19 protein-coding genes are annotated in these 18,303 nt (G+C 63.8%); 11 read left to right on the top strand and 8 right to left on the bottom strand.

Going from position 1 to position 18,303, the window contains the following annotated elements; all coding sequences use genetic code 11:
• Positions 1-6: 6 nt before the first annotated feature.
• Positions 7-1,437, bottom strand: a complete 1,431-nt coding sequence (locus tag V3314_RS02290; protein ID WP_338459892.1) for a coniferyl aldehyde dehydrogenase — start codon at positions 1,435-1,437, stop codon at positions 7-9.
• A 151-nt stretch (positions 1,438-1,588) separates the two neighbouring features.
• Between V3314_RS02290 and V3314_RS02285 the strand changes: the two genes are divergently transcribed.
• Both V3314_RS02285 and V3314_RS02280 read left to right on the top strand, forming a co-directional pair.
• Entirely contained in the window at positions 1,589-2,254 is a 666-nt protein-coding gene (locus V3314_RS02285; protein WP_025340981.1) for a TetR/AcrR family transcriptional regulator, read from the top strand.
• Positions 2,255-2,301: 47 nt separating this feature from the next.
• Positions 2,302-3,156 carry a sulfurtransferase gene (locus V3314_RS02280; protein WP_338459891.1) on the top strand — a complete coding sequence of 285 codons (855 nt, stop codon included), beginning with the start codon at positions 2,302-2,304 and terminating at the stop codon, positions 3,154-3,156.
• Between the two features lie 45 nt (positions 3,157-3,201).
• Here the strand turns inward: V3314_RS02280 and V3314_RS02275 are convergent, their stop codons facing one another.
• From V3314_RS02275 to V3314_RS02250, 6 genes are all read right to left on the bottom strand, one after another.
• Positions 3,202-4,194: a hydrolase gene (locus tag V3314_RS02275; RefSeq protein WP_046613557.1), complete on the bottom strand. Its 993-nt coding sequence runs from the start codon at positions 4,192-4,194 to the stop codon at positions 3,202-3,204.
• A gap of 60 nt (positions 4,195-4,254) precedes the next feature.
• Complete coding sequence (locus V3314_RS02270) at positions 4,255-5,619, bottom strand: pitrilysin family protein (RefSeq protein WP_338460306.1); 1,365 nt, start codon at positions 5,617-5,619, stop codon at positions 4,255-4,257.
• A 1-nt stretch (position 5,620) separates the two neighbouring features.
• A complete protein-coding gene (locus V3314_RS02265; RefSeq protein WP_338459890.1) occupies positions 5,621-6,922 on the bottom strand; it encodes a pitrilysin family protein in 1,302 nt (433 codons plus the stop codon).
• Between the two features lie 94 nt (positions 6,923-7,016).
• Entirely contained in the window at positions 7,017-7,619 is a 603-nt protein-coding gene (gene rsmD, locus V3314_RS02260) for a 16S rRNA (guanine(966)-N(2))-methyltransferase RsmD (protein WP_284385603.1), read from the bottom strand.
• A complete protein-coding gene (locus tag V3314_RS02255) occupies positions 7,619-9,109 on the bottom strand; it encodes a pitrilysin family protein (RefSeq protein ID WP_338459889.1) in 1,491 nt (496 codons plus the stop codon). The genes rsmD and V3314_RS02255 overlap by 1 nt, the downstream gene beginning before the upstream one ends.
• Positions 9,102-10,457 carry a pitrilysin family protein gene (locus V3314_RS02250; RefSeq protein WP_338459888.1) on the bottom strand — a complete coding sequence of 452 codons (1,356 nt, stop codon included), beginning with the start codon at positions 10,455-10,457 and terminating at the stop codon, positions 9,102-9,104. Before V3314_RS02250 ends, V3314_RS02255 begins: the two co-directional genes overlap by 8 nt.
• A gap of 230 nt (positions 10,458-10,687) precedes the next feature.
• Here V3314_RS02250 and ftsY point away from each other — a divergent pair, with 230 nt between their 5' ends.
• The 4 genes from ftsY to rpoH all read left to right on the top strand — a co-directional run bounded on the left by ftsY (position 10,688) and on the right by rpoH (position 14,858).
• Positions 10,688-12,199 (top strand): signal recognition particle-docking protein FtsY, encoded by a 1,512-nt coding sequence (gene ftsY / locus V3314_RS02245; RefSeq protein ID WP_338459887.1) that lies wholly within the window; start codon positions 10,688-10,690, stop codon positions 12,197-12,199.
• 2 nt (positions 12,200-12,201) lie between these two features.
• Entirely contained in the window at positions 12,202-12,873 is a 672-nt protein-coding gene (ftsE, locus tag V3314_RS02240) for a cell division ATP-binding protein FtsE (protein WP_013974630.1), read from the top strand.
• Positions 12,870-13,892: a permease-like cell division protein FtsX gene (ftsX, locus tag V3314_RS02235; RefSeq protein WP_338459886.1), complete on the top strand. Its 1,023-nt coding sequence runs from the start codon at positions 12,870-12,872 to the stop codon at positions 13,890-13,892. The genes ftsE and ftsX overlap by 4 nt, the downstream gene beginning before the upstream one ends.
• A gap of 111 nt (positions 13,893-14,003) precedes the next feature.
• The gene (gene rpoH / locus V3314_RS02230; protein ID WP_046613550.1) at positions 14,004-14,858 is read left to right on the top strand and encodes an RNA polymerase sigma factor RpoH; all 855 of its coding nucleotides are present in this window, start codon (positions 14,004-14,006) and stop codon (positions 14,856-14,858) included.
• 181 nt (positions 14,859-15,039) lie between these two features.
• Here the strand turns inward: rpoH and mtgA are convergent, their stop codons facing one another.
• Positions 15,040-15,750, bottom strand: a complete 711-nt coding sequence (gene mtgA / locus V3314_RS02225; protein ID WP_046613549.1) for a monofunctional biosynthetic peptidoglycan transglycosylase — start codon at positions 15,748-15,750, stop codon at positions 15,040-15,042.
• 64 nt (positions 15,751-15,814) lie between these two features.
• On the opposite strand from mtgA, the gene V3314_RS02220 reads away from it, so the two are divergent.
• The 5 genes from V3314_RS02220 (at position 15,815) to V3314_RS02200 (ending at position 18,285) form a co-directional block, all read left to right on the top strand.
• Positions 15,815-16,186 (top strand): DUF423 domain-containing protein, encoded by a 372-nt coding sequence (locus tag V3314_RS02220; RefSeq protein WP_046613548.1) that lies wholly within the window; start codon positions 15,815-15,817, stop codon positions 16,184-16,186.
• A 102-nt stretch (positions 16,187-16,288) separates the two neighbouring features.
• Positions 16,289-16,489, top strand: coding sequence for a sulfur carrier protein ThiS (gene thiS, locus V3314_RS02215; protein ID WP_003257817.1), 201 nt, complete (start codon positions 16,289-16,291; stop codon positions 16,487-16,489).
• Between the two features lie 53 nt (positions 16,490-16,542).
• Positions 16,543-17,337 carry a thiazole synthase gene (locus tag V3314_RS02210; protein ID WP_013974625.1) on the top strand — a complete coding sequence of 265 codons (795 nt, stop codon included), beginning with the start codon at positions 16,543-16,545 and terminating at the stop codon, positions 17,335-17,337.
• 9 nt (positions 17,338-17,346) lie between these two features.
• The gene (trmB, locus tag V3314_RS02205; protein ID WP_085602013.1) at positions 17,347-18,069 is read left to right on the top strand and encodes a tRNA (guanosine(46)-N7)-methyltransferase TrmB; all 723 of its coding nucleotides are present in this window, start codon (positions 17,347-17,349) and stop codon (positions 18,067-18,069) included.
• A gap of 21 nt (positions 18,070-18,090) precedes the next feature.
• A complete protein-coding gene (locus tag V3314_RS02200) occupies positions 18,091-18,285 on the top strand; it encodes a hypothetical protein (RefSeq protein ID WP_338459885.1) in 195 nt (64 codons plus the stop codon).
• The last annotated feature ends 18 nt before the right edge of the window (positions 18,286-18,303 follow it).

Below are 18,303 nucleotides of genomic sequence, written 5' to 3'. Positions count from 1 at the left end.
CGGCCCTCAGCGGATGAAAAGCTTGAAGACCAGGCGCTGCAAGGCTTTGCCATAAGGCGGGTAGATCAGCCGGGCAGCGTTGAAGCGTTGCTTGGCCAGCACCGCCTTGGCCTTGCTGAAGGTCAGGAAACCGTCATGGCCATGGTAATGGCCCATGCCTGAAGGGCCGATGCCGCCGAACGGCAAGTCATCCTGGGCCACGTGCAGCAGGGTGTCGTTCAGGCACACTCCGCCGGAGTGGGTTTGGCGCAGCACCTGCTCCTGGGCGGCGCGGTCATAGCCGAAGTAGTACAGAGCCAGCGGGCGCGGGCGCTGGTTGATGTATGCCAGTGCCTGCTCGAGGCTGTCGTAGGGTACCAGCGGCAGTAGCGGGCCGAAGATTTCTTCTTGCATCACCTGCATGCCGTCGTTCACCCCCAGTAGGAGGTGGGGTGGCAGGCGCCGGCCCTGGCGGGTTTCACCGGGGTACAGGTCGAGTACCTGCGCACCTTTGGCGTGGGCATCGTCCAGTAGATGCTGCAAGCGCTGCAGCTGGCGCTGGTTGATGATGGCGGTGTAGTCGGGGTTGTCGATAATGCGCGGGTACAGCCTGCGTACGGCACGCTGGTAAGTGTCGCTGAAGGCCTCCAGGCGCTCGCGTGGCACCAGCACGTAGTCAGGGGCGACGCAGGTCTGGCCGGCGTTGAGGGTCTTGCCGAATGCGATGCGTTCGGCGGCGCTGTCCAGCGGTACGTCGGCCGAGACGATGGCTGGCGACTTGCCACCTAGCTCCAGGGTGACGGGGGTCAGGTTGTGCGCCGCAGCCAGCATTACCTGGCGCCCCACGCTGGTGGCGCCGGTGAACAGCAGGTGATCGAACGGCAGGCGGGCAAAGGCCTGGCCTACCTCGACCTCGCCGAGTACCACGCTGACCAGATCGGTGGGGAACACCTGCTCCAGCAGTTGCTTGAGCGCCAGGCCAGTGGCAGGCGTGGCTTCGCTGAGCTTGAGCATGACCCGGTTGCCGGCGGCCAGGGCACAGGTCAGCGGGCCGATGGCAAGGAACAGCGGGTAGTTCCACGGCACGATGATGCCGACCACCCCCAGGGGTTGGTAGTGCACCTGCGCGCTGGCCGGCTGGAAAACCAGGCCGACCTTGCGTCGGCTGGCGCGCATCCAGCGCTGCAGGTGCTTTTCGGCGTGGCGCAGGCCTTGCACCGAGGGCAGCAGCTCGGCCAGCAAGGTCTCGTCGGCGCTGCGCCCCTCAAAGTCCTGGCCGATTGCCTCGATCAGTTCGGCTTGGCCGGCCAGCAAGGCTTCCCGCAGGCTTTTCAGCCATTGGCGCCGCTGCGCCGCCGCTGGCAAGGGGTTGCCGGCAAAGGCTTGGCGCTGGCTGGCGAACGTCGCCGCAAGGTCGAGGTCGGATTGCACAGGGGGCAAGGCGCTGGGCGAGTTCATGGCGGCTTCGAGTCCGGGCAGGGAGTCACTAGAGCCTATACTCTAATTTGTACGATGGTGCGAATTTTTCCGCGTTGTCGAGCGGTGCATTCCATAGCCAATACGCCGTAAGATGACCCTTTGATGAAGGCCCGCAGACTGGGAGCTGAGCATGGCCCCGCGCATGAAGACCCGAGAGCGCATCGTGCAGAACAGCCTCGAGCTGTTCAACCAGCAGGGCGAACGCAGCGTCAGTACCAACCACATTGCCGCGCACATGGAAATTTCGCCCGGCAACCTGTATTACCACTTCCCCAACAAGCAGGCGATCATCGCTTTGCTGTTCAGCCAGTACGAAGAACTGGTGGACAGCTTCCTGCGCCCGCCGCAAGGCCGCGCGGCGACCGTGGAGGACAAGCGCTTCTACCTCAAGGCCCTGCTGGCGGCGATGTGGAACTACCGTTTTCTGCACCGCGACCTGGAGCACCTGCTGGACAGCGACCCGGAGCTGGCCGCCCGTTATCGGCGTTTTTCCGAGCGCTGCCTGCGCCAGGGCCAGGCGATCTACCGCGGCTTCGTCGAGGCGGGCATCCTGGCCATGGCACCAGCGCAGATCGAATCGCTGACCATCAACGCCTGGATCGTGTTGACGTCCTGGGTACGTTTTCTCAGCACCACGCGGGAGCATTCCGCGCACCTGGGTGAAGAAGCCTTCAAGCGCGGCGTCTACCAGGTGCTGGTGCTGGAGCTCGGCTTCGTCACCGACAACGCCCGCAATGCCGTGGACGCCCTGTGCCAGGAATTCCATGTACCGTTCAACCAGGCCCTGGAGCACTAACCCAGGGCCTCAGTGCTATCGATGGTGCCATCGATCAGGAGATTGTCATGCCCCTTGCGCAATTGATCACCCCGCAGCAGTTGGCCGAGCGTCTGGGCTCGCCCAAGTTGGTGATCCTCGACTGCCGCTTTGCCCTCGAGGATGTGGACTATGGCCAGCGCAGCTATGCCCAGGGACATATTGCCGGGGCGCATTTTGCCGACCTGGAGCGCGACCTAAGCGGGCCGGTGAGCAAGGGGCGCACCGGGCGCCATCCGTTGCCGGATGCGCGCCGGCTGGTCGAGCGCCTGCGTGAGTGGGGCCTGGACGATGACAGCGAGGTGGTGCTGTACGACGACGGCCCTGGCGCTTTTGCCGCCCGAGCCTGGTGGCTGCTGGCCTGGCTGGGCAAGCGCAGCGGCGTGGCGATCCTTGACGGTGGCCTGAAGGCCTGGCATGCGGCGCACCTGCCGCTCAGCCTGGACCCACCGCTCAAGCGTGAAGGCACCTTCAACGGTGAGCCGGATGGCAAGCTGCTGATCGATGCCGAGCACCTGGCAAAGCGCTTGGGTAACGCAGACCTGACCTTGATCGATGCCCGTGCCTTGCCGCGTTTCCGTGGCGAAGAGGAACCGATCGACCCGGTGGCGGGGCATATTCCCGGGGCGCAGTGCGCGGCGTTCACCGACAACCTGGGGGCTGATGGGCGTTTTCTGCCGCCGGACCAGTTAAAACAACGCTTTGCCGAAATGCTGGCCGGGCGGGCGCCGGAGCAGTTGGTGGCGTATTGCGGGTCAGGGGTGACGGCGTGTCATAACCTGTTTGCCCTGGCGTTGGCCGGGTATCCGCTGGGCAAGCTGTATGCCGGGTCGTGGAGCGAGTGGATCAACGATCCGCAGCATGGCATAGCTACTGGCGAGTAAGCTTGCCGGCGATGAGGCCGGTACTGCCAATGAAAACCGCAGTTCCTACTGGCCCTCCACCAACCACTGTGGAATCCGCCGCTCCAGGTAATACCCCGGGTTGCGCAGGCTGCCATCGACAAAGCCCACGTGGCCGCCGCGGCTGTGCAGTTCGAAGCGGGTCTGCGGTGCCAGTTCGCGGGGCGCGGGCAGGCTGTGGCCGGAGACGAAAGGGTCATCGCTGGAGTGGATGATCAGCGTCGGTGTGCGGTTCTGGCCGAGGAAGAAATGGCTCGATGAGCGGCGGTAGTAGTCGTGCGCATCACGAAAACCGTTCAGTGGTGCGGTGACCTTGCCGTCAAAATCCCAGAACGTGCGCAGGCCGCCCAGCGGCCCCAGCCGTTGCAGCGTCGCCAGCCGTTCATGCTGGCCCTTGTCATGGAAGTGCCGCTGTTTGACCTGCACATATGCCAGCATCTCGCGCATGAAATGCGCCTGGTACACCTTTGAAAAGCCCTGGCCGATGCGGTCGGCGCAGTGGTCCAGGCGAAACGGCACCGACACTGCAACCGCAGCCTGCAACTGGCTGGCGACACCGCTTTCGCCCAGGTATTTCAGTAGCACATTGCCCCCCAGCGAATAACCCACTGCATACAACGGCGCCAACGGGCGCTGGGCGCGCAGGTGGCTGACGATTTCAGCCAGGTCTTCGCTGGCGCCGGAATGGTAGCTGCGTGGCAGCAGGTTGGGCTCGCCCGAGCAACCGCGCCAGTTCACCGCCACGCTGGCCCAGCCGCGGCCTTGCAGCGCTTGCTGCAAGCCTTTGACGTAGGGCGAGTGGGACGAGCCGGTCAAGCCGTGCAGCACCATCACCAATGGCGCGTGGGGTTGGTGCGGGCCGAGCCAGTCCAGGTCGATGAAGTCGCCATCGGCCAGCCAAAGCCGCTCGCGGTTGCGCTGCAATTCAGGCAGCTTGCGCCACAGTGGCCCCCACAGGGTTTGCAGGTGGGGGTTGGACAGGCCGATGGCCGGGCGGAATGTGGCGCTGGTGCTGGGCATGCTGGGCAACTCGTGATGTGCCTGCCTAGAGTGCCATGAAACAGCGCCACTGTACCTGCGCTATTGGTCGGTGGCTGGCAGCTGCTGCTGGACGACACGTGGGCCGACACTGACCAGCACCTTGTAGTTCAGGTCAAGCCGGCGATGCATTACCGCGCGAATATCCGCCGGGCTCAGCCTTTCGATGCGTTCGATGTAGCCGTTCAGATGGTCCTCTGGTTGGTTTTGCCGGGTGATCTCCGTAAGCAATGCTGCGAGGCTGTTGTTCTGCGCGATGCCACGCAGCAACTGCCCAGCCAGCTGTTTGCGTGCCAGCTTTAGTTCGGCCTGGGTTGGCCCGTGCTCGATGAAATCGCGCAGCACGGCTGTTACCAGTTCTTGCGTGGCTTGCACGTAGCGTGGCGCGACCTCCCACTCGATGGTGAACAACCCACCGGAACTCAACGGCGAGGCATGGCTGTAGATGCCGTAGGTCAGCCCGCGACGTTGGCGCAGTTCCACCATCAGACGCGATTCGAGGCCTGAACCCAGCACTTCGCTGGCCAAGACCAAGGCTTGGAATTCCGGGTCATTGGCGGGGACGTTCATAGGCAGTGCCACCAGCACAGCACTGCTGGCACCGGGCTGTTCGACGTTGATGGTTGCGGGTGTCGCTGCCGGGACGGCTGGCAGGTCGACGGCGGACCAGCCTTGCGGCAAAGCCTGGCTGATCTGTTGCGCGATGGCTTGGGCCTCGCTCAGAGCCAGGTCTCCGACAAGCACCATTTCCAGGTTGCTGGCGCTGTAGGCGCGTTGGTGGAATGCCCGCAAGTCCTCACGGCTGACGGCGTCCACACCTTGAATGGTGCTGCCCAGCGGGTTGTCATAGGGATGGCCTTTGAACAAATGTCGAAACGCCTCGCTGCGCGCCCGTAGGCTGGGGCGCCGTTCACGTGAAGCGTTGTGCTGCACGAGCTGACGCTTGATCTTCTCCAGTGCCGGCGCGGGGAAAGCAGGCTGTGCCACGAGGTCGGTAAACACTTCCAAGGCCGGCTCGAGTATCGTTTTCGTGCTCAAGCTGCGCAGGCTCAGCGTTGCGTGCTCCAGGCGTATCTGCTTTTCCATGATCGCGCCCAGGCGCTCCATGCGCTCCGCCTGCTGGGCACCGGTGTAGCGCCGGCTGCCCTCGTCGAGCGTGTACAGCGTCAAGGCTGCCAGGCCGGGTTGCAAGGAGTCCTGGGTCGTGCCGGCCTTGAACCGTAAAACCACATCGACGATAGGCAACCCGCGGGCTTCGACGAACTTCACGCCTGTGCCTGCCTTCGTTGTCCACGTCTGCACCTGTGTCCGAAGGGGTTCGAGCTGGTCCAGGTCAACACCCCGGGCCGAGACCAAGCCACTGTAGTTTCCGTTGGCTGCAGCCTGCTGCGGCGTGCGCTCGATCATGTCATTCATCGGTGCTCTCCTTGTGGTGCATGAAGGTGATGGCCGCACGGGCTTCAGTCAGGAACTCCAACGCAACCAGACCTACCTGCTCGGCTGTCACGGCTTCGATGGCTTGCCGCTCATCGTCCAGGGCAACAGGGTCCAGGCCGCAGGCGGCCTGTTTGCCGATGGCCTCTGCCTGTTTGCCGATGTCGTCCCTTTCGAACAGCTGCCTGGCCAGCAGGCGAGCCTTGGCGCGTTCAAGGTCTTCCTTGGAGGGGGCCGACTGGCGGAACGCTTCGATTTCCAGCATCAACCTTTCTGCGGCAGCCTCCGGTGTAACTTGTGGGCTGCAGAACGCGTAGAGGGTCAGCAGGCTGTCACCGCGCTGCCAAGGCTCATAGGTCGCTCTCAGGCCTTGCAGTAGCGGAGCGTCTACCACCAACAGGCGCTGTAGCGTACTGGCGTGGCCTTCAGCAAGGATCTCCGGCAGTAGGCGCAGCGCGTAGGCTTGTGAACTCGAGCGCGCAGTGCATTGGCTGGGAAGGTTGAAGCTGACGACCACTCCGGTGTATAGGCCATGCCAGCGCAGGGTCTGGCTGCGCCGAACCTGCCCTGAGGGCATTGTTGGTATTTGCCGTGTTGGCAGGCGGTTGGCGGGGATCGCTGCAAAGTGTCGTGTCACCAGCTTTTGTAGCTGGGCCAGCGCGATGTCACCGGCCACGGCGAGCGTGGCATTGTTGGGGTGGTACCAGGTCTGGTACCAAGTGCGCGCCGCCGCCAGGGTCATTTGGCCGAGGTCGGTCTTGTGCCCGGTCACTGGGGGGCCATAGCCGCTGTTGCCATAGGCCAGCAACTGGTGATGTTCAAGTGCCAGTGCCAAGGGGCTGTTGTCGATATCCTCGCGTCGCTCAGCCATGACGACAGCCAACTCACGGGCAAAAGGCACGTCGCTCAGGGTGGCACTGGCCATGACGTCGGCCATGGCCTCCAGTGCAATCTCCAGGCGGTTGCGAGGCAATGTCAGCGGAAAGACCGTTGCATCGGCGTAGGTATAGGCATTCGGGTCACCGCCCAAGTGGCTCATGAGTGCGGAATACTGGCCAGGAGCCAGTTTGCTGCTGCCTTCGAACAGCAGATGCTCCAGGGCATGGGACAGCCCAGTGTGGCCTTCGGGCTCGTAGCTGGAGCCTACGTGGTACCAAAGCTGTACGCTGACCAGCGGTGCGCGGTTGTCTTCACGCAGGTAGACGCGCAGGCCGTTGGCGAGGGTAAAGGTGTGTACCGAGCCTGCCGGCGCGGGTGGGGCGTGGTGGTTGGTCATGGTTGAAGTGCTCCTGCAGGAATCGGAGGAGCAGCTTCAGCCATGAAGGCGACAGGTTTGTGGTAACTAAATACGGCAGCCCAGGGTTACAGGGTCAACCCCGTTGCCAAAGTGCGTAATGCACCTGGCCGGTCTTCTTCTCGCGATGCAGGCGCCAGTTGCCCGGCAACTGCAAAGCCGATGGTGCCGCCTCGCTTTCGGTATAGATCCACGCCTGTTCGCGCAGCCACTGGTTCCGTTCCAGCAGGTTGCAGGTTTCGGCCAGCAGGTTCTGGTGGAACGGCGGGTCGAGGAATACCACGTCGAACTGGTGCTTGGCCGGGCCCTGCAGGTAGCGCAGGGCGTCGGTCTGCAGGATTTGCCCGCGCGGGCAGCGCAGGATCTCGAGGTTGTTCTTCAGGTTGGCGATGGCCGCCGGATTGCTGTCCAGCGCGACGGCGTCCTCGGCCCCGCGGGACAGGGCTTCGAGCACCAGGGCGCCGCTACCGGTAAAGGCGTCCAGCACGCGGGCGCCCTCGATATAGGGCGCCAGCCAGTTGAACAGGGTTTCGCGCACGCGGTCGGGCGTTGGCCGCAGGCCTTCGCCGTCCGGCACCGCCAGACGGCGGCTGCGCCATTCGCCGGCGATGATGCGCAGGTGGCCCTGGCCCTTGCTTTGGCCCGGTTGCGGGCGGGCGGGTGGGGTGGATCTTGGCATTAGTGCTCCGGTACCCCGAGCGGCTGCTCGGAGGGCTTGTCAGTGGGGGCAGGCAGCGGCTTCTGTGGCACTTTCGGGCCCACGGTGACCATCACCAGTTTATCCGCTGACAGGTGTTTGTTCATGGCTGCCTTGACCTGCTCGACCGTGAGTGCCTGGGACTGCTGCATGAAATCCTCCAGCCAGGTCAGGGGCAGGTTGTAGAAACCGATGGCGCCCAGTTGGCCGACGATGCTCGCATTGCTTGCATTGGACAGTGGGAAACTCCCGGCCAACTCGCGTTTGGCGTCGTCCAGTTCTTGCTGGGTAGGGCCGGTCTTGAGGTAGTCGGCGAGAATTCCCTGCACCAGCTTGAGGGTGCCTTCGCTCAGCTCGGCACGGGTTTGCAGGTTGATCATGAACGGGCCCCGTACCTGCATCGGGCTGAATGCCGAGTACACGCCGTAGGTCAAGCCGCGCTTCTCGCGCACCTCGCTCATCAATCGGGTACCAAAGGCGCCACCACCGAGAATCTGGTTGCCCAGCGACAGCGCTGGCCAATCCGGATCCTGGCGGTCGATACCTAATGCGGCGAGCATCAGGTGAGTCTGTGACGACGGAAAATCGATGTGGTTGAGGCTCGGGTAGGTTTCAGCGGGTTGTGCCGGTGCTGCCAGTGCCGGGCCCTTGGGCAGGCCGGCGGATACCTGGGCAGCTATGCCTTCGGCCTCGCTGCGGCTGAGGTCGCCAACCAGAGCAATGACTGCATTGCCGCCAGTGTAGGCCTTGGTATGGAAAGCGCGCAGCTGTGCCGGGCTGATGGCATTGATACTCTCGGCGGTGCCATCGCTCGGGTGCGCGTAGGGGTGGTCGCCGTAGAGGTTGGCGAACAACGCCTTGCTGGCGACCTTGCCGGGGTTCTGCTTCTCGTATTCGAAGCCGGCCAGCATCTGGTTCTTGATGCGCTTGAAGGCGTCCTCGGGGAAGGTAGGCTTGCCGGTCACCTCAGTGAACAGCTTGAGTGCTGGCTCGCGCTTGTCCTTGGCGCTGAGGCTGCGTAGCGAGGCCACGGCCATATCGCGATAGGAGCCGTTGCCAAAGTCGGCCCCCAGGCCCTCGAAGCCTGCGGCGATGGCAGTCACGTCCTTGCCGGCCACGCCCTCGTTGAGCATGGCGTTGGTCAGGGCGGCCAGGCCTGGCGTGTCGCCATCCTGGCTGCTGCCGGCAGCGAAGGTGACGCGCAGGTCGAACATCGGCAGTTCGCGGGCCTCGACGAACAATACCCGGGCGCCTTCAGCGGTGTTCCAGTGCTGGATGTTCAACTGGCGCCGGCTGGGCGCCTTGCCATCCAGCTCGGCCAGAGACTGCAAGGTGTTGGCCGGGCGTGCCGCGTTGGTATCGGCCTTGGCGGCGTTGTCGGCCATGGCCGGAGCGGCCAGCACCGCTGCCAGCGCCAGGGCGCGAATGCCCGTAGCCAGCAGGGTTGGGCGTGGTGCGCGGCGATCACTCATGAGCGGTCTCCTCGGGCAATACATGGGCAACGCTCAGGCGTTCGCGGGTGAAGTAGGTGCGCGCGGCGTTCTGGATGTCCTGCGGGGTAACGCGCTTGAGCTCGTCCAGCTCGCTGTCGATCAGCTTCCAGGACAGGCCGACGGTTTCCAGCTGGCCGATGGTAGTAGCCTGGCTGCTGATGGAGTCGCGGTCGTAGACCAGGCCGGCAATGACCTGGGCGCGTACGCGCTCCAGCTCTTCGGCGCTGGGTGGGGTGGTCTTGAGCTCATCCAGCAGCTGCCAGACGCCTTCTTCGACATCGGCGAGGGTTTTCTGCTTCTGCACATTCGGTGTGGCCGAGATCAGAAACAGGCTGTCGCCGCGGGTGAAGGCGTTGTAGCTGGAAGAAGCACCGGCCACCAGCTCCTGGCCACGTTCCAGGCGTGCCGGCATGCGGGCGCTGTAGCCGCCGTCGAGCAGCGCCGAGATCAGGCGCAGGGCATGCACCGTACGCGGGTCCTTGGCGGTGGACAGGCCAGGTACGTTGAAACCGTAGATCAGGCTCGGCAACTGGGTGCGCACGTGCAGAGTCAGCTGGCGCTGGCCTGGTTCGGCCAGTTCGAGCGGCAACTTGGCCGGCGGCACGGCACGCTTGGGGATGCTGCCGAAGTACTTCTGCGCCAGGCCTTTGACCTCATCGGCGGTGACATCGCCGACCACCACCAGGGTGGCGTTGTTGGGGGCATACCAGGATTCGTACCAGTGACGCAGTTCCTCGACCTTCATGCGCTCCAGGTCGGCCATCCAGCCTATGGTCGGGGTGTGGTAGCCGCTGGCCGGGTAGGCCATGGCGCGGAACAGCTCGAACGCCTTGGCGTTGGGCTGGTCGTCGGTGCGCAGGCGGCGTTCTTCCTTGATTACCTCGATTTCACGGCTGAATTCGTCGGCGGGCAGGCGCAGGCTGGCCAGGCGGTCGGCCTCCAGCTCCAGGGCCACTGGCAGGCGGTCGCGGGCCAGTACCTGGTAATAGGCGGTGTAGTCGTCGCTGGTGAAAGCGTTTTCTTCGGCGCCAATGTCACGCAGGATACGTGAGGCCTCGCCAGGGCCGACCTTGGCGCTGCCCTTGAACATCATGTGTTCCAGCGCGTGGGACAAGCCGGTCTGGCCAGGGGTTTCGTAGCTGGAGCCAACCTTGTACCAGATCTGCGAGACCACAACCGGGGCGCGGTGGTCCTCGCGCACGACTACTTTCAGGCCGTTGTCGAGGATGAATTCGTGGGTGGGTTGCACATCGGCGGCGAAAGCCGCGAGCGGCAGGCAGAGCGTGCCGAGCAACAGGCCAGCGGCGCGGCGGGCTAGAGCATTCATACGGTGTTTAACCTGTTCGGCGGCCCGCTGGTTTAGCGTCGGCGGGCCAGGAGGTGCTAGGATACTGATCCGGTTGCCTGGCGACCATGCCTGTCGCCGTTCTGGCCCGCAGGACACTAAGACAAAACGTTGCGCATGAACCAGCCGGCTTCAAGATAGTCTGTTCTGCGTAGAGAGAATTCCCGATGCGCCATAGCTGGCCCATCGCTACCCTGAGATAGCCGTCTTCCATGTTTGGTTCCAACGACGACAAAAAAGCGCCAGCCGAGGCTGGTGAGAAGAAAGGCCTGTTCAGCTGGTTTCGCAAGAAACCGCAGCAACCCGTGGCAACGGAAGTGCCCGCGGATGAACCCCCAGCCGTCGAGCAGCCTGCAGCCGCTCCGGTCGAGGGTTCTACCGCCGAAGTGCCACAGGCCCCTGAACCGGTTCAGGCCCCCGCGGCTCCGCAGCTGACAGAACCGCAGCAGGTCGCCGCACCCGTCCAATCCCCGGTGGTCGAGGCCCCTGTCCCCGAACCGGTTGCTTCCCAACCGTTGCAGGCCCCTGAACCCGAGCCGGTCGCGTCCCAGCCGCTGGTGGCACCTGCACCGCAGCCGGTCGCGTCAATGCCCTTGCAGGCGGCGCCGGTCGAGCCAGCCCCGGTCGTCGAATCGGCCGCACCGGTCAGCAACCTGGTGCTGCCGGTTGCCGAAGAGCCCGTGGCCCTGGTGCCGGATCTGGAGCCCAAAGCGCCGCCCGCCATCCCGGAACGCCCAGCACCAGAGCCTGCTGCCCCTGTGGCTGCAGCCCCGGTCCCCGCACAGGCCGAGCAGGCCAAGCCCGGCTTTTTCGCCCGCCTCAAGCAGGGCCTGTCGAAGACCAGCGCCAGCATCGGCGAGGGCATGGCCAGCCTGTTCCTGGGCAAGAAGGTCATCGACGACGACCTGCTCGACGAGATCGAAACCCGCCTGCTGACTGCCGACGTTGGTGTGGAAGCCACTTCGACCATCGTCCAGAACCTTACCCAGAAGGTTGCCCGCAAGCAGCTGGCCGACGCCGATGCCCTGTACAAGTCGTTGCAGGAAGAACTGGCTGCGCTGCTGCGCCCGGTCGAGCAGCCGCTGGTGGTACAGGCGCAGAACAAGCCCTATGTGATCCTGGTGGTCGGTGTGAACGGCGCCGGCAAGACCACCACCATTGGCAAACTGGCCAAGAAGCTGCAGCTCGAAGGCAAGAAAGTGATGCTGGCTGCTGGCGACACCTTCCGTGCTGCTGCGGTCGAGCAGCTGCAGGTGTGGGGCGAGCGTAACCAGATCCCGGTGATCGCCCAGCACACCGGCGCCGACTCCGCTTCGGTGATCTTCGATGCCGTACAGGCCGCCAAGGCTCGTGGTGTCGATGTGCTGATCGCCGACACCGCTGGCCGTCTGCACACCAAAGACAACCTGATGGAAGAGCTGAAGAAGGTCCGCCGGGTCATCGGCAAGCTCGACGCCGAGGCGCCGCACGAAGTGCTGCTGGTACTCGATGCTGGCACCGGCCAGAATGCCATCAGCCAGGCCAAGTACTTCAACCAGAGCGTCGAACTGACCGGTCTTGCCCTGACCAAGCTGGACGGCACTGCCAAGGGCGGGGTGATCTTTGCCCTGGCCAAGCAGTTCAAGCTGCCGATCCGCTTCATCGGTGTCGGTGAAGGCATCGACGACCTGCGTACCTTCGAAGCCGAGCCGTTCGTCAAGGCTCTGTTCGCCGAGCGAGACTGAACATGATCCGATTCGAACAGGTTGCCAAGCGCTATCCCAATGGTCATGTGGGTTTGCATGAGCTGAGTTTCCGGGCGCGCCGGGGCGAATTCCTGTTCGTCACCGGCCACTCGGGCGCGGGCAAGAGCACCTTGCTGCGCCTGCTGCTGGCCATGGAACGCCCGACCAGCGGCAAGCTGATGCTGGCCGGACAGGACCTGGGCCAGATCAGCAATTCGCAGATCCCATTCCTGCGCCGGCAGATCGGCGTGGTGTTCCAGAACCACCAGCTGTTGTTCGACCGCACGGTGTTCAACAACATCGCCTTGCCGCTGCAGATTCTCGGCCTGTCCAAGGCCGAGGTCGCCAAGCGCGTGGACTCGGCGCTGGAGCGTGTGTCGCTGGCCGACAAGGGCGAGCTGTTTCCTGCCGATCTGTCCACCGGGCAGCAGCAGCGGGTGGGCATCGCCCGCGCCATCGTCCACCAGCCAGCCCTGCTGCTGGCCGACGAACCCACCGGTAACCTCGACCCGCGCCTGGCCGCGGAGATCATGGGGGTGTTCGAGGACATCAACCGACTGGGTACCACGGTATTGATCGCCAGCCACGACCTGGCACTGATTGCGCGCATGCGCCACCGCATGCTGACCTTGCAGCGCGGCCGCTTGATCGGCGATGGGGAGGCCGGGCAATGAGCACTACACGTACGCCAAAGGTTTCCGAGCGGGTTGCGCCGAAGCCGGCCGACCCGCAACCGGCGAAGAAAAAGCACGACGACGATGACGGCCCGGATTTCCGCACGCTGCTGCATGCCTGGTTGGAAAGCCACCGTGCCAGCATGGCTGACAGCCTGCGCCGGCTGGGCAAGCAGCCGATCGGCAGCTTTTTCACCTGCCTGGTGATGGCGGTGGCGCTGAGCATGCCCATGGGCCTGTCGTTGCTGCTGAAGAACGTCGAGAAGCTTGGCGGCTCGTGGCAGCGCGCCGCGCAGATTTCGCTGTACCTCAAGCTTGATGCCAGCAGCCGCGAAGGCGAGGCGCTGCGCGACGAGATCAAGGGCATGCCCGGCGTGGCCGACGCGCAGTATGTCAGCCGCGAGCAGGCGCTGGAGGAGTTCCAGCAGCAGTCCGGCCTGGGCGAAGCCCTGCGTGAACTCCCTGACAACCCGCTGCCTGGCGTGGTAGTGGTGACCCCTACCGAAGTTGACAAACCGGCCCTGGAAGCCTTGCGTCAGCGCCTGTCGGAGCTACCACGGGTGGAAGTTGCGCAACTCGACCTGGTTTGGGTCGAGCGCCTGGCGGCCATTCTCAAGCTGGGTGACCGCTTCGTCTTCGGCCTGGCCGTGATGCTGATATCTGCCCTGTTGTTAGTAATCGGTAACACAATTCGTCTACATATTGAAAACCGCCGTACCGAGATCGAAGTGATCAAACTGGTCGGCGGCACAGACGCCTACGTACGCCGGCCTTTCCTCTATATGGGCGCACTGTATGGCCTGGGCGCAGGTGTGATCGCATGGGGCATACTGGCGTTTGGCCTGAACTGGCTGAATGAGGCGGTGGTAGGGCTGTCCGGGCTGTACGGCAGCGACTTCGCCCTGGGCGGGGTGCCGGCGTCCGATGGTCTGTCGCTCTTGATCGGAGCGGTGCTGTTGGGGTATATCGGTGCATGGATCGCAGTGGCCCGCCATCTGAACGAGCTGGCGCCGCGATAGTTTTTACGTGCCAGCATTGACAAATTCTTCACTATGGAACTTGTACCGTTGTTCCAGGTCAATGTTGGCAGCGCCCACAAGGCGTGAGTTCTGTAAGTCGGAGGTTCTTGAATGACCACATCGTTGCAACCTGCATATGCCCTGGTGCCCGGTGCAAACCTGGAAGCCTACGTGCACACGGTCAACAGCATTCCGCTGCTGACTGTCGAGCAGGAGCGTGATCTGGGCGAGCGTCTCTATTATGAGCAGGATGTCGAGGCCGCTCGTCAAATGGTGATGGCCCACCTGCGTTTCGTCGTACATATCGCTCGTAGCTATGCCGGCTACGGGCTGGCCCAGGCCGACCTGATCCAGGAAGGCAACGTCGGCCTGATGAAAGCCGTCAAGCGCTTCAACCCTGAAATGGGCGTGCGCCTGGTGTCGTTCGCCGTGCACTGGATCAAGGCAGAGATCCACGAGTTCATCCTGCGCAACTGGCGCATCGTCAAGGTGGCCACCACCAAGGCCCAGCGCAAGCTGTTCTTCAACCTTCGCAGCCAGAAGAAGCGTCTGGCCTGGCTGAACAACGACGAAGTGCACCGCGTGGCGGAAAGCCTGGGCGTGGAGCCGCGTGAAGTGCGCGAGATGGAAAGCCGCCTCAGCGGCCAGGACATGGCCTTCGACCCGGCAGCGGAAGCTGACGACGACAGTGCCTTCCAGTCGCCTGCGCATTACCTGGAAGACCACCGCTACGATCCGGCGGTGCAGCTTGAGGATGCCGACTGGAGCGACAACTCCACCAGCAACCTGCACGAAGCACTGCAAGGGCTGGACGAACGTAGCCGCGACATTCTCTACCAGCGCTGGTTGGCAGAGGAGAAGGCCACGTTGCACGAGTTGGCGGACAAGTACAACGTTTCTGCTGAGCGGATTCGCCAGCTTGAGAAGAATGCGATGAACAAGGTCAAGGCGCTGATCGCGGCCTGATCGAGCCCTGGCTGCAAGGAAAAGCCGCTGGCCCGGATAGGGTGAGCGGCTTTTTTATTGGCTGGGAGATTTTGGGGCCGCTTTGGCCCTTTCGCGACATAAGGCCGCTCCTACAAGAGACTGCGATCCCCTGTAGGAGCGGCCTTGTGTCGCGATGGGCTGCGCAGCAGCCCCATAAGGCTCAAAGTTTGCGCGAAGTGTCGAGCTGCATCAGGTAGCTGGGCCCGCCCAACTGGCTCATCTGCCGACGAATCCAGCTGGCCCGGCTGGCTACGTAGGCACTCGGCCGGCTGGCGCTCCACTTGATCGGGCTCGGCAGCACTGCCGCGAGCTGCGCCGCCTGCTGGCGGCTAAGCCTGCTAGCATCGACGCCAAAGTGGTAGCGCGCTGCCGCCTGGGCGCCAAACACCCCTTTGCCCCATTCGGCACTGTTCAGGTAGACCTCGAGAATCCGCTCCTTCGACCAGAACAGCTCGATCAGCGCGGTGAACCAGGCCTCCAGCCCTTTGCGGAACCAGCTGCGCCCGGACCACAGGAACAGGTTCTTGGCCACCTGCTGGGTCAGGGTGCTGGCACCGCGAATGCTGCCGCCGCGCTCGTTGTAGGCCAGCGCCGCCTGGATGGCCGGGATGTCGAACCCCCAGTGGTTGGCGAACTTCTGGTCCTCGCCAGCAATGACCGCGACCTTGAGGTCATCGGAGATATTCTCCCACGGCTCCCAGTCGCGCTGCAGGTCGATCGGCTCGCCATTCACCCAGGACTGCACCTTGCGCTCGACCATCAGCGCCGTACCGGGTGGTGGCACCCAGCGGAACACCAGCACCAGCACGATGCTGCCGGCAGCGAACCAGAGCAGGGCGCGGGAGAGGCGGCGGAGAAGGGTTGGCAGCATGGCGATGGCTTGGCCGTACGGGTGGAAGGGGCCATTATACAGACCCGATCCAAGGAGTCGTCCCATGCTTCGCAGCTTCCTGATGCTTGCCGCCTTTTTCGGCTTCACCGGTGTCGCCTTGGGTGCATTTGCCGCCCACGGCCTGAAAAGCCGACTGACGGCCGATTATCTGGCGATCTTCCAGACTGGTGTGACCTACCAGTTGGTACATGCCTTGGCCATCTTTGCTGTCGCCGTTCTCTCGGTTCACCTGCCAGGGCGGCTGGTCGGCTGGGCTGGCGGCCTGTTTTCCGTGGGGATAGTGCTGTTCTCCGGTAGCCTGTACTTGCTGACCCTCAGCGGCCTGGGCAAGCTGGGCATCATCACTCCGATTGGTGGCCTGTGCTTCCTCGCCGGCTGGCTGTGCTTGGGCCTGGCAGCCTGGCGGCTCGGTTGACCGAGTGGTCCACAATCGCGACTAATGGCGTGCAGCGCCCTTGGGTTGCGGGGCGGTTCGGCGCTAGAATGCGGGCCCCAAAGAACAATGGTGGCCGTGCGCATGCGCATTCAACTGAACGGTGAACCTTACGAATTGCCCGCTGGCGAAAGCGTCGCGGCCCTGCTGGCCCGCCTGGAGCTGACCGGGCGCCGCGTCGCGGTGGAACTGAACCTGGATATCGTGCCGCGTAGCCAGCACGACAGCACGCTGTTGAATGATGGCGACCAGGTCGAAGTGGTCCACGCCATCGGTGGCGGCTGATTCCGGCCGGCGATTCACCTGCAAGCCCAGCAACCTTTTCCCGAGGAACAACCATGAGCAACGTTCGTAGCGACAAGCCCTTCACCCTGGCCGGGCGTACTTTCCAGTCGCGCCTGCTGGTCGGTACCGGCAAGTACCGTGACATGGAAGAAACCCGCCTGGCTATCGAAGCCTCGGGTGCCGAGATCGTCACCGTTGCCGTGCGCCGCACCAATATCGGCCAGAATCCGGGCGAGCCGAACCTGCTCGATGTGCTGCCACCGGACCGCTACACCATCCTGCCGAACACCGCTGGCTGCTATGACGCGGTCGAAGCCGTGCGCACCTGCCGTCTGGCCCGCGAACTGCTGGATGGCCACAACCTGGTCAAGCTGGAAGTGCTGGCCGACCAGAAAACCCTGTTTCCCAATGTGATCGAAACCCTCAAGGCCGCCGAAGTGTTGGTCAAGGATGGTTTCGATGTGATGGTCTACACCAGCGACGATCCGATCATCGCCCGCCAGCTGGCCGAAGCCGGCTGCATTGCGGTCATGCCGCTGGCTGGCCTGATCGGTACCGGCCTGGGTATCTGCAACCCCTACAACCTGCAGATCATCCTGGAGGAATCCAAGGTGCCGGTGCTGGTCGATGCTGGCGTGGGTACCGCGTCCGACGCCACCATCGCCATGGAAATGGGCTGCGAAGCGGTGCTGATGAACTCGGCCATCGCCCACGCCCAGCAGCCGGTGCTGATGGCCGAGGCCATGAAGCACGCCATCGTTGCCGGTCGCATGGCCTACCTGGCCGGCCGTATGCCGAAGAAACTCTATGCCAGCGCCTCTTCGCCGCTGGATGGTCTGATCAAGTAAGAGCCCCTGATGACTGAATCGCACGATACGCCGATCACCACTGACGGCGAAGCCCGCCCGCACCGCCGCATCAAGAGTTTCGTGATGCGCGCTGGGCGCATGACTGAAGGCCAGCAACGTGGCCTGGAGCAGGGCGGCCCGCTGTACATCCTGCCGCTGGCCGACAGCCCGGTGGACTACGACCAGGTGTTCGGCCGTTCGGCGCCGCGCACCCTGGAGATCGGCTTCGGCATGGGCCATTCCCTGCTGGAAATGGCTGCTGCCGCGCCTGAGCAGGACTTCATCGGTGTGGAAGTACACCGCCCGGGTGTTGGCGCGCTGCTCAACGGTGTGCTGACCCAAGGCCTGAAGAACCTGCGGGTATATGACTGCGATGCCATCGAAGTGCTGAACCGCTGCGTGGCGGACAACAGCCTCGACCGCCTGATGCTGTTCTTCCCCGACCCATGGCACAAGGCGCGTCACCACAAGCGCCGCATCGTCCAGCTGGAGTTCGCCGAGCTGGTACGGCGCAAGCTCAAGCCCGGTGGTGTGTTCCACATGGCTACCGACTGGGAGCCATATGCCGAGTACATGCTGGAAGTGATGAGCGCTGCCCCGGGCTATCGCAACCGTGCGGCCGACGGTACCTACGTGCCACGGCCGGAAGAGCGCCCGATCACCAAGTTCGAACGCCGCGGCGAGCGGTTGGGCCATGGGGTTTGGGATTTGAAGTTCGAAAAGGTGGATTGATCGGCTGATCGGCCTTTCAATATGCTGATGCCTGCAGAAATGCAGGCGAAAAAAAACCGTCTTGAGAAGGGCGGTTTTTTTATGACTGTGCTCAAGAGCGTTCGGGACTTCTGTGGGAGCGGGCGTGCCCGCGAAACAGGCGACGCGGTGGATGGCACCGGCTTTGCCGGTGTTCGCGGGCATGCCCGCTCCCACAGTGACCGCATGCGCATTTAAATTTTGAGCAAGACAGTT

Origin of the sequence: Pseudomonas sp. TE3-3-F2023 (genome assembly GCF_036784815.1) — a bacterium.
In the GTDB taxonomy this organism is placed as follows: Bacteria; Pseudomonadota; Gammaproteobacteria; order Pseudomonadales; family Pseudomonadaceae; genus Aquipseudomonas; species Aquipseudomonas pudica.
The sequence above is the reverse complement of the archived record's forward strand: the minus strand, read 5'-3'. Positions and strand labels throughout refer to the sequence as shown.

Excerpts from the sequence above, each read along its gene's own strand:
- V3314_RS02290 (WP_338459892.1), bottom strand. The coding sequence starts at position 1,437 with ATGAACTCGCCCAGCGCCTTGCCCCCTGTGCAATCCGACCTCGACCTT.
- V3314_RS02285 (WP_025340981.1), top strand. The coding sequence starts at position 1,589 with ATGGCCCCGCGCATGAAGACCCGAGAGCGCATCGTGCAGAACAGCCTC.
- V3314_RS02280 (WP_338459891.1), top strand. The coding sequence starts at position 2,302 with ATGCCCCTTGCGCAATTGATCACCCCGCAGCAGTTGGCCGAGCGTCTG.
- V3314_RS02275 (WP_046613557.1), bottom strand. The coding sequence starts at position 4,194 with ATGCCCAGCACCAGCGCCACATTCCGCCCGGCCATCGGCCTGTCCAAC.
- V3314_RS02270 (WP_338460306.1), bottom strand. The coding sequence starts at position 5,619 with ATGATCGAGCGCACGCCGCAGCAGGCTGCAGCCAACGGAAACTACAGT.
- V3314_RS02265 (WP_338459890.1), bottom strand. The coding sequence starts at position 6,922 with ATGACCAACCACCACGCCCCACCCGCGCCGGCAGGCTCGGTACACACC.
- rsmD (WP_284385603.1), bottom strand. The coding sequence starts at position 7,619 with ATGCCAAGATCCACCCCACCCGCCCGCCCGCAACCGGGCCAAAGCAAG.
- V3314_RS02255 (WP_338459889.1), bottom strand. The coding sequence starts at position 9,109 with ATGAGTGATCGCCGCGCACCACGCCCAACCCTGCTGGCTACGGGCATT.
- V3314_RS02250 (WP_338459888.1), bottom strand. The coding sequence starts at position 10,457 with ATGAATGCTCTAGCCCGCCGCGCCGCTGGCCTGTTGCTCGGCACGCTC.
- ftsY (WP_338459887.1), top strand. The coding sequence starts at position 10,688 with ATGTTTGGTTCCAACGACGACAAAAAAGCGCCAGCCGAGGCTGGTGAG.
- ftsE (WP_013974630.1), top strand. The coding sequence starts at position 12,202 with ATGATCCGATTCGAACAGGTTGCCAAGCGCTATCCCAATGGTCATGTG.
- ftsX (WP_338459886.1), top strand. The coding sequence starts at position 12,870 with ATGAGCACTACACGTACGCCAAAGGTTTCCGAGCGGGTTGCGCCGAAG.
- rpoH (WP_046613550.1), top strand. The coding sequence starts at position 14,004 with ATGACCACATCGTTGCAACCTGCATATGCCCTGGTGCCCGGTGCAAAC.
- mtgA (WP_046613549.1), bottom strand. The coding sequence starts at position 15,750 with ATGCTGCCAACCCTTCTCCGCCGCCTCTCCCGCGCCCTGCTCTGGTTC.
- V3314_RS02220 (WP_046613548.1), top strand. The coding sequence starts at position 15,815 with ATGCTTCGCAGCTTCCTGATGCTTGCCGCCTTTTTCGGCTTCACCGGT.
- thiS (WP_003257817.1), top strand. The coding sequence starts at position 16,289 with ATGCGCATTCAACTGAACGGTGAACCTTACGAATTGCCCGCTGGCGAA.
- V3314_RS02210 (WP_013974625.1), top strand. The coding sequence starts at position 16,543 with ATGAGCAACGTTCGTAGCGACAAGCCCTTCACCCTGGCCGGGCGTACT.
- trmB (WP_085602013.1), top strand. The coding sequence starts at position 17,347 with ATGACTGAATCGCACGATACGCCGATCACCACTGACGGCGAAGCCCGC.
- V3314_RS02200 (WP_338459885.1), top strand. The coding sequence starts at position 18,091 with ATGCTGATGCCTGCAGAAATGCAGGCGAAAAAAAACCGTCTTGAGAAG.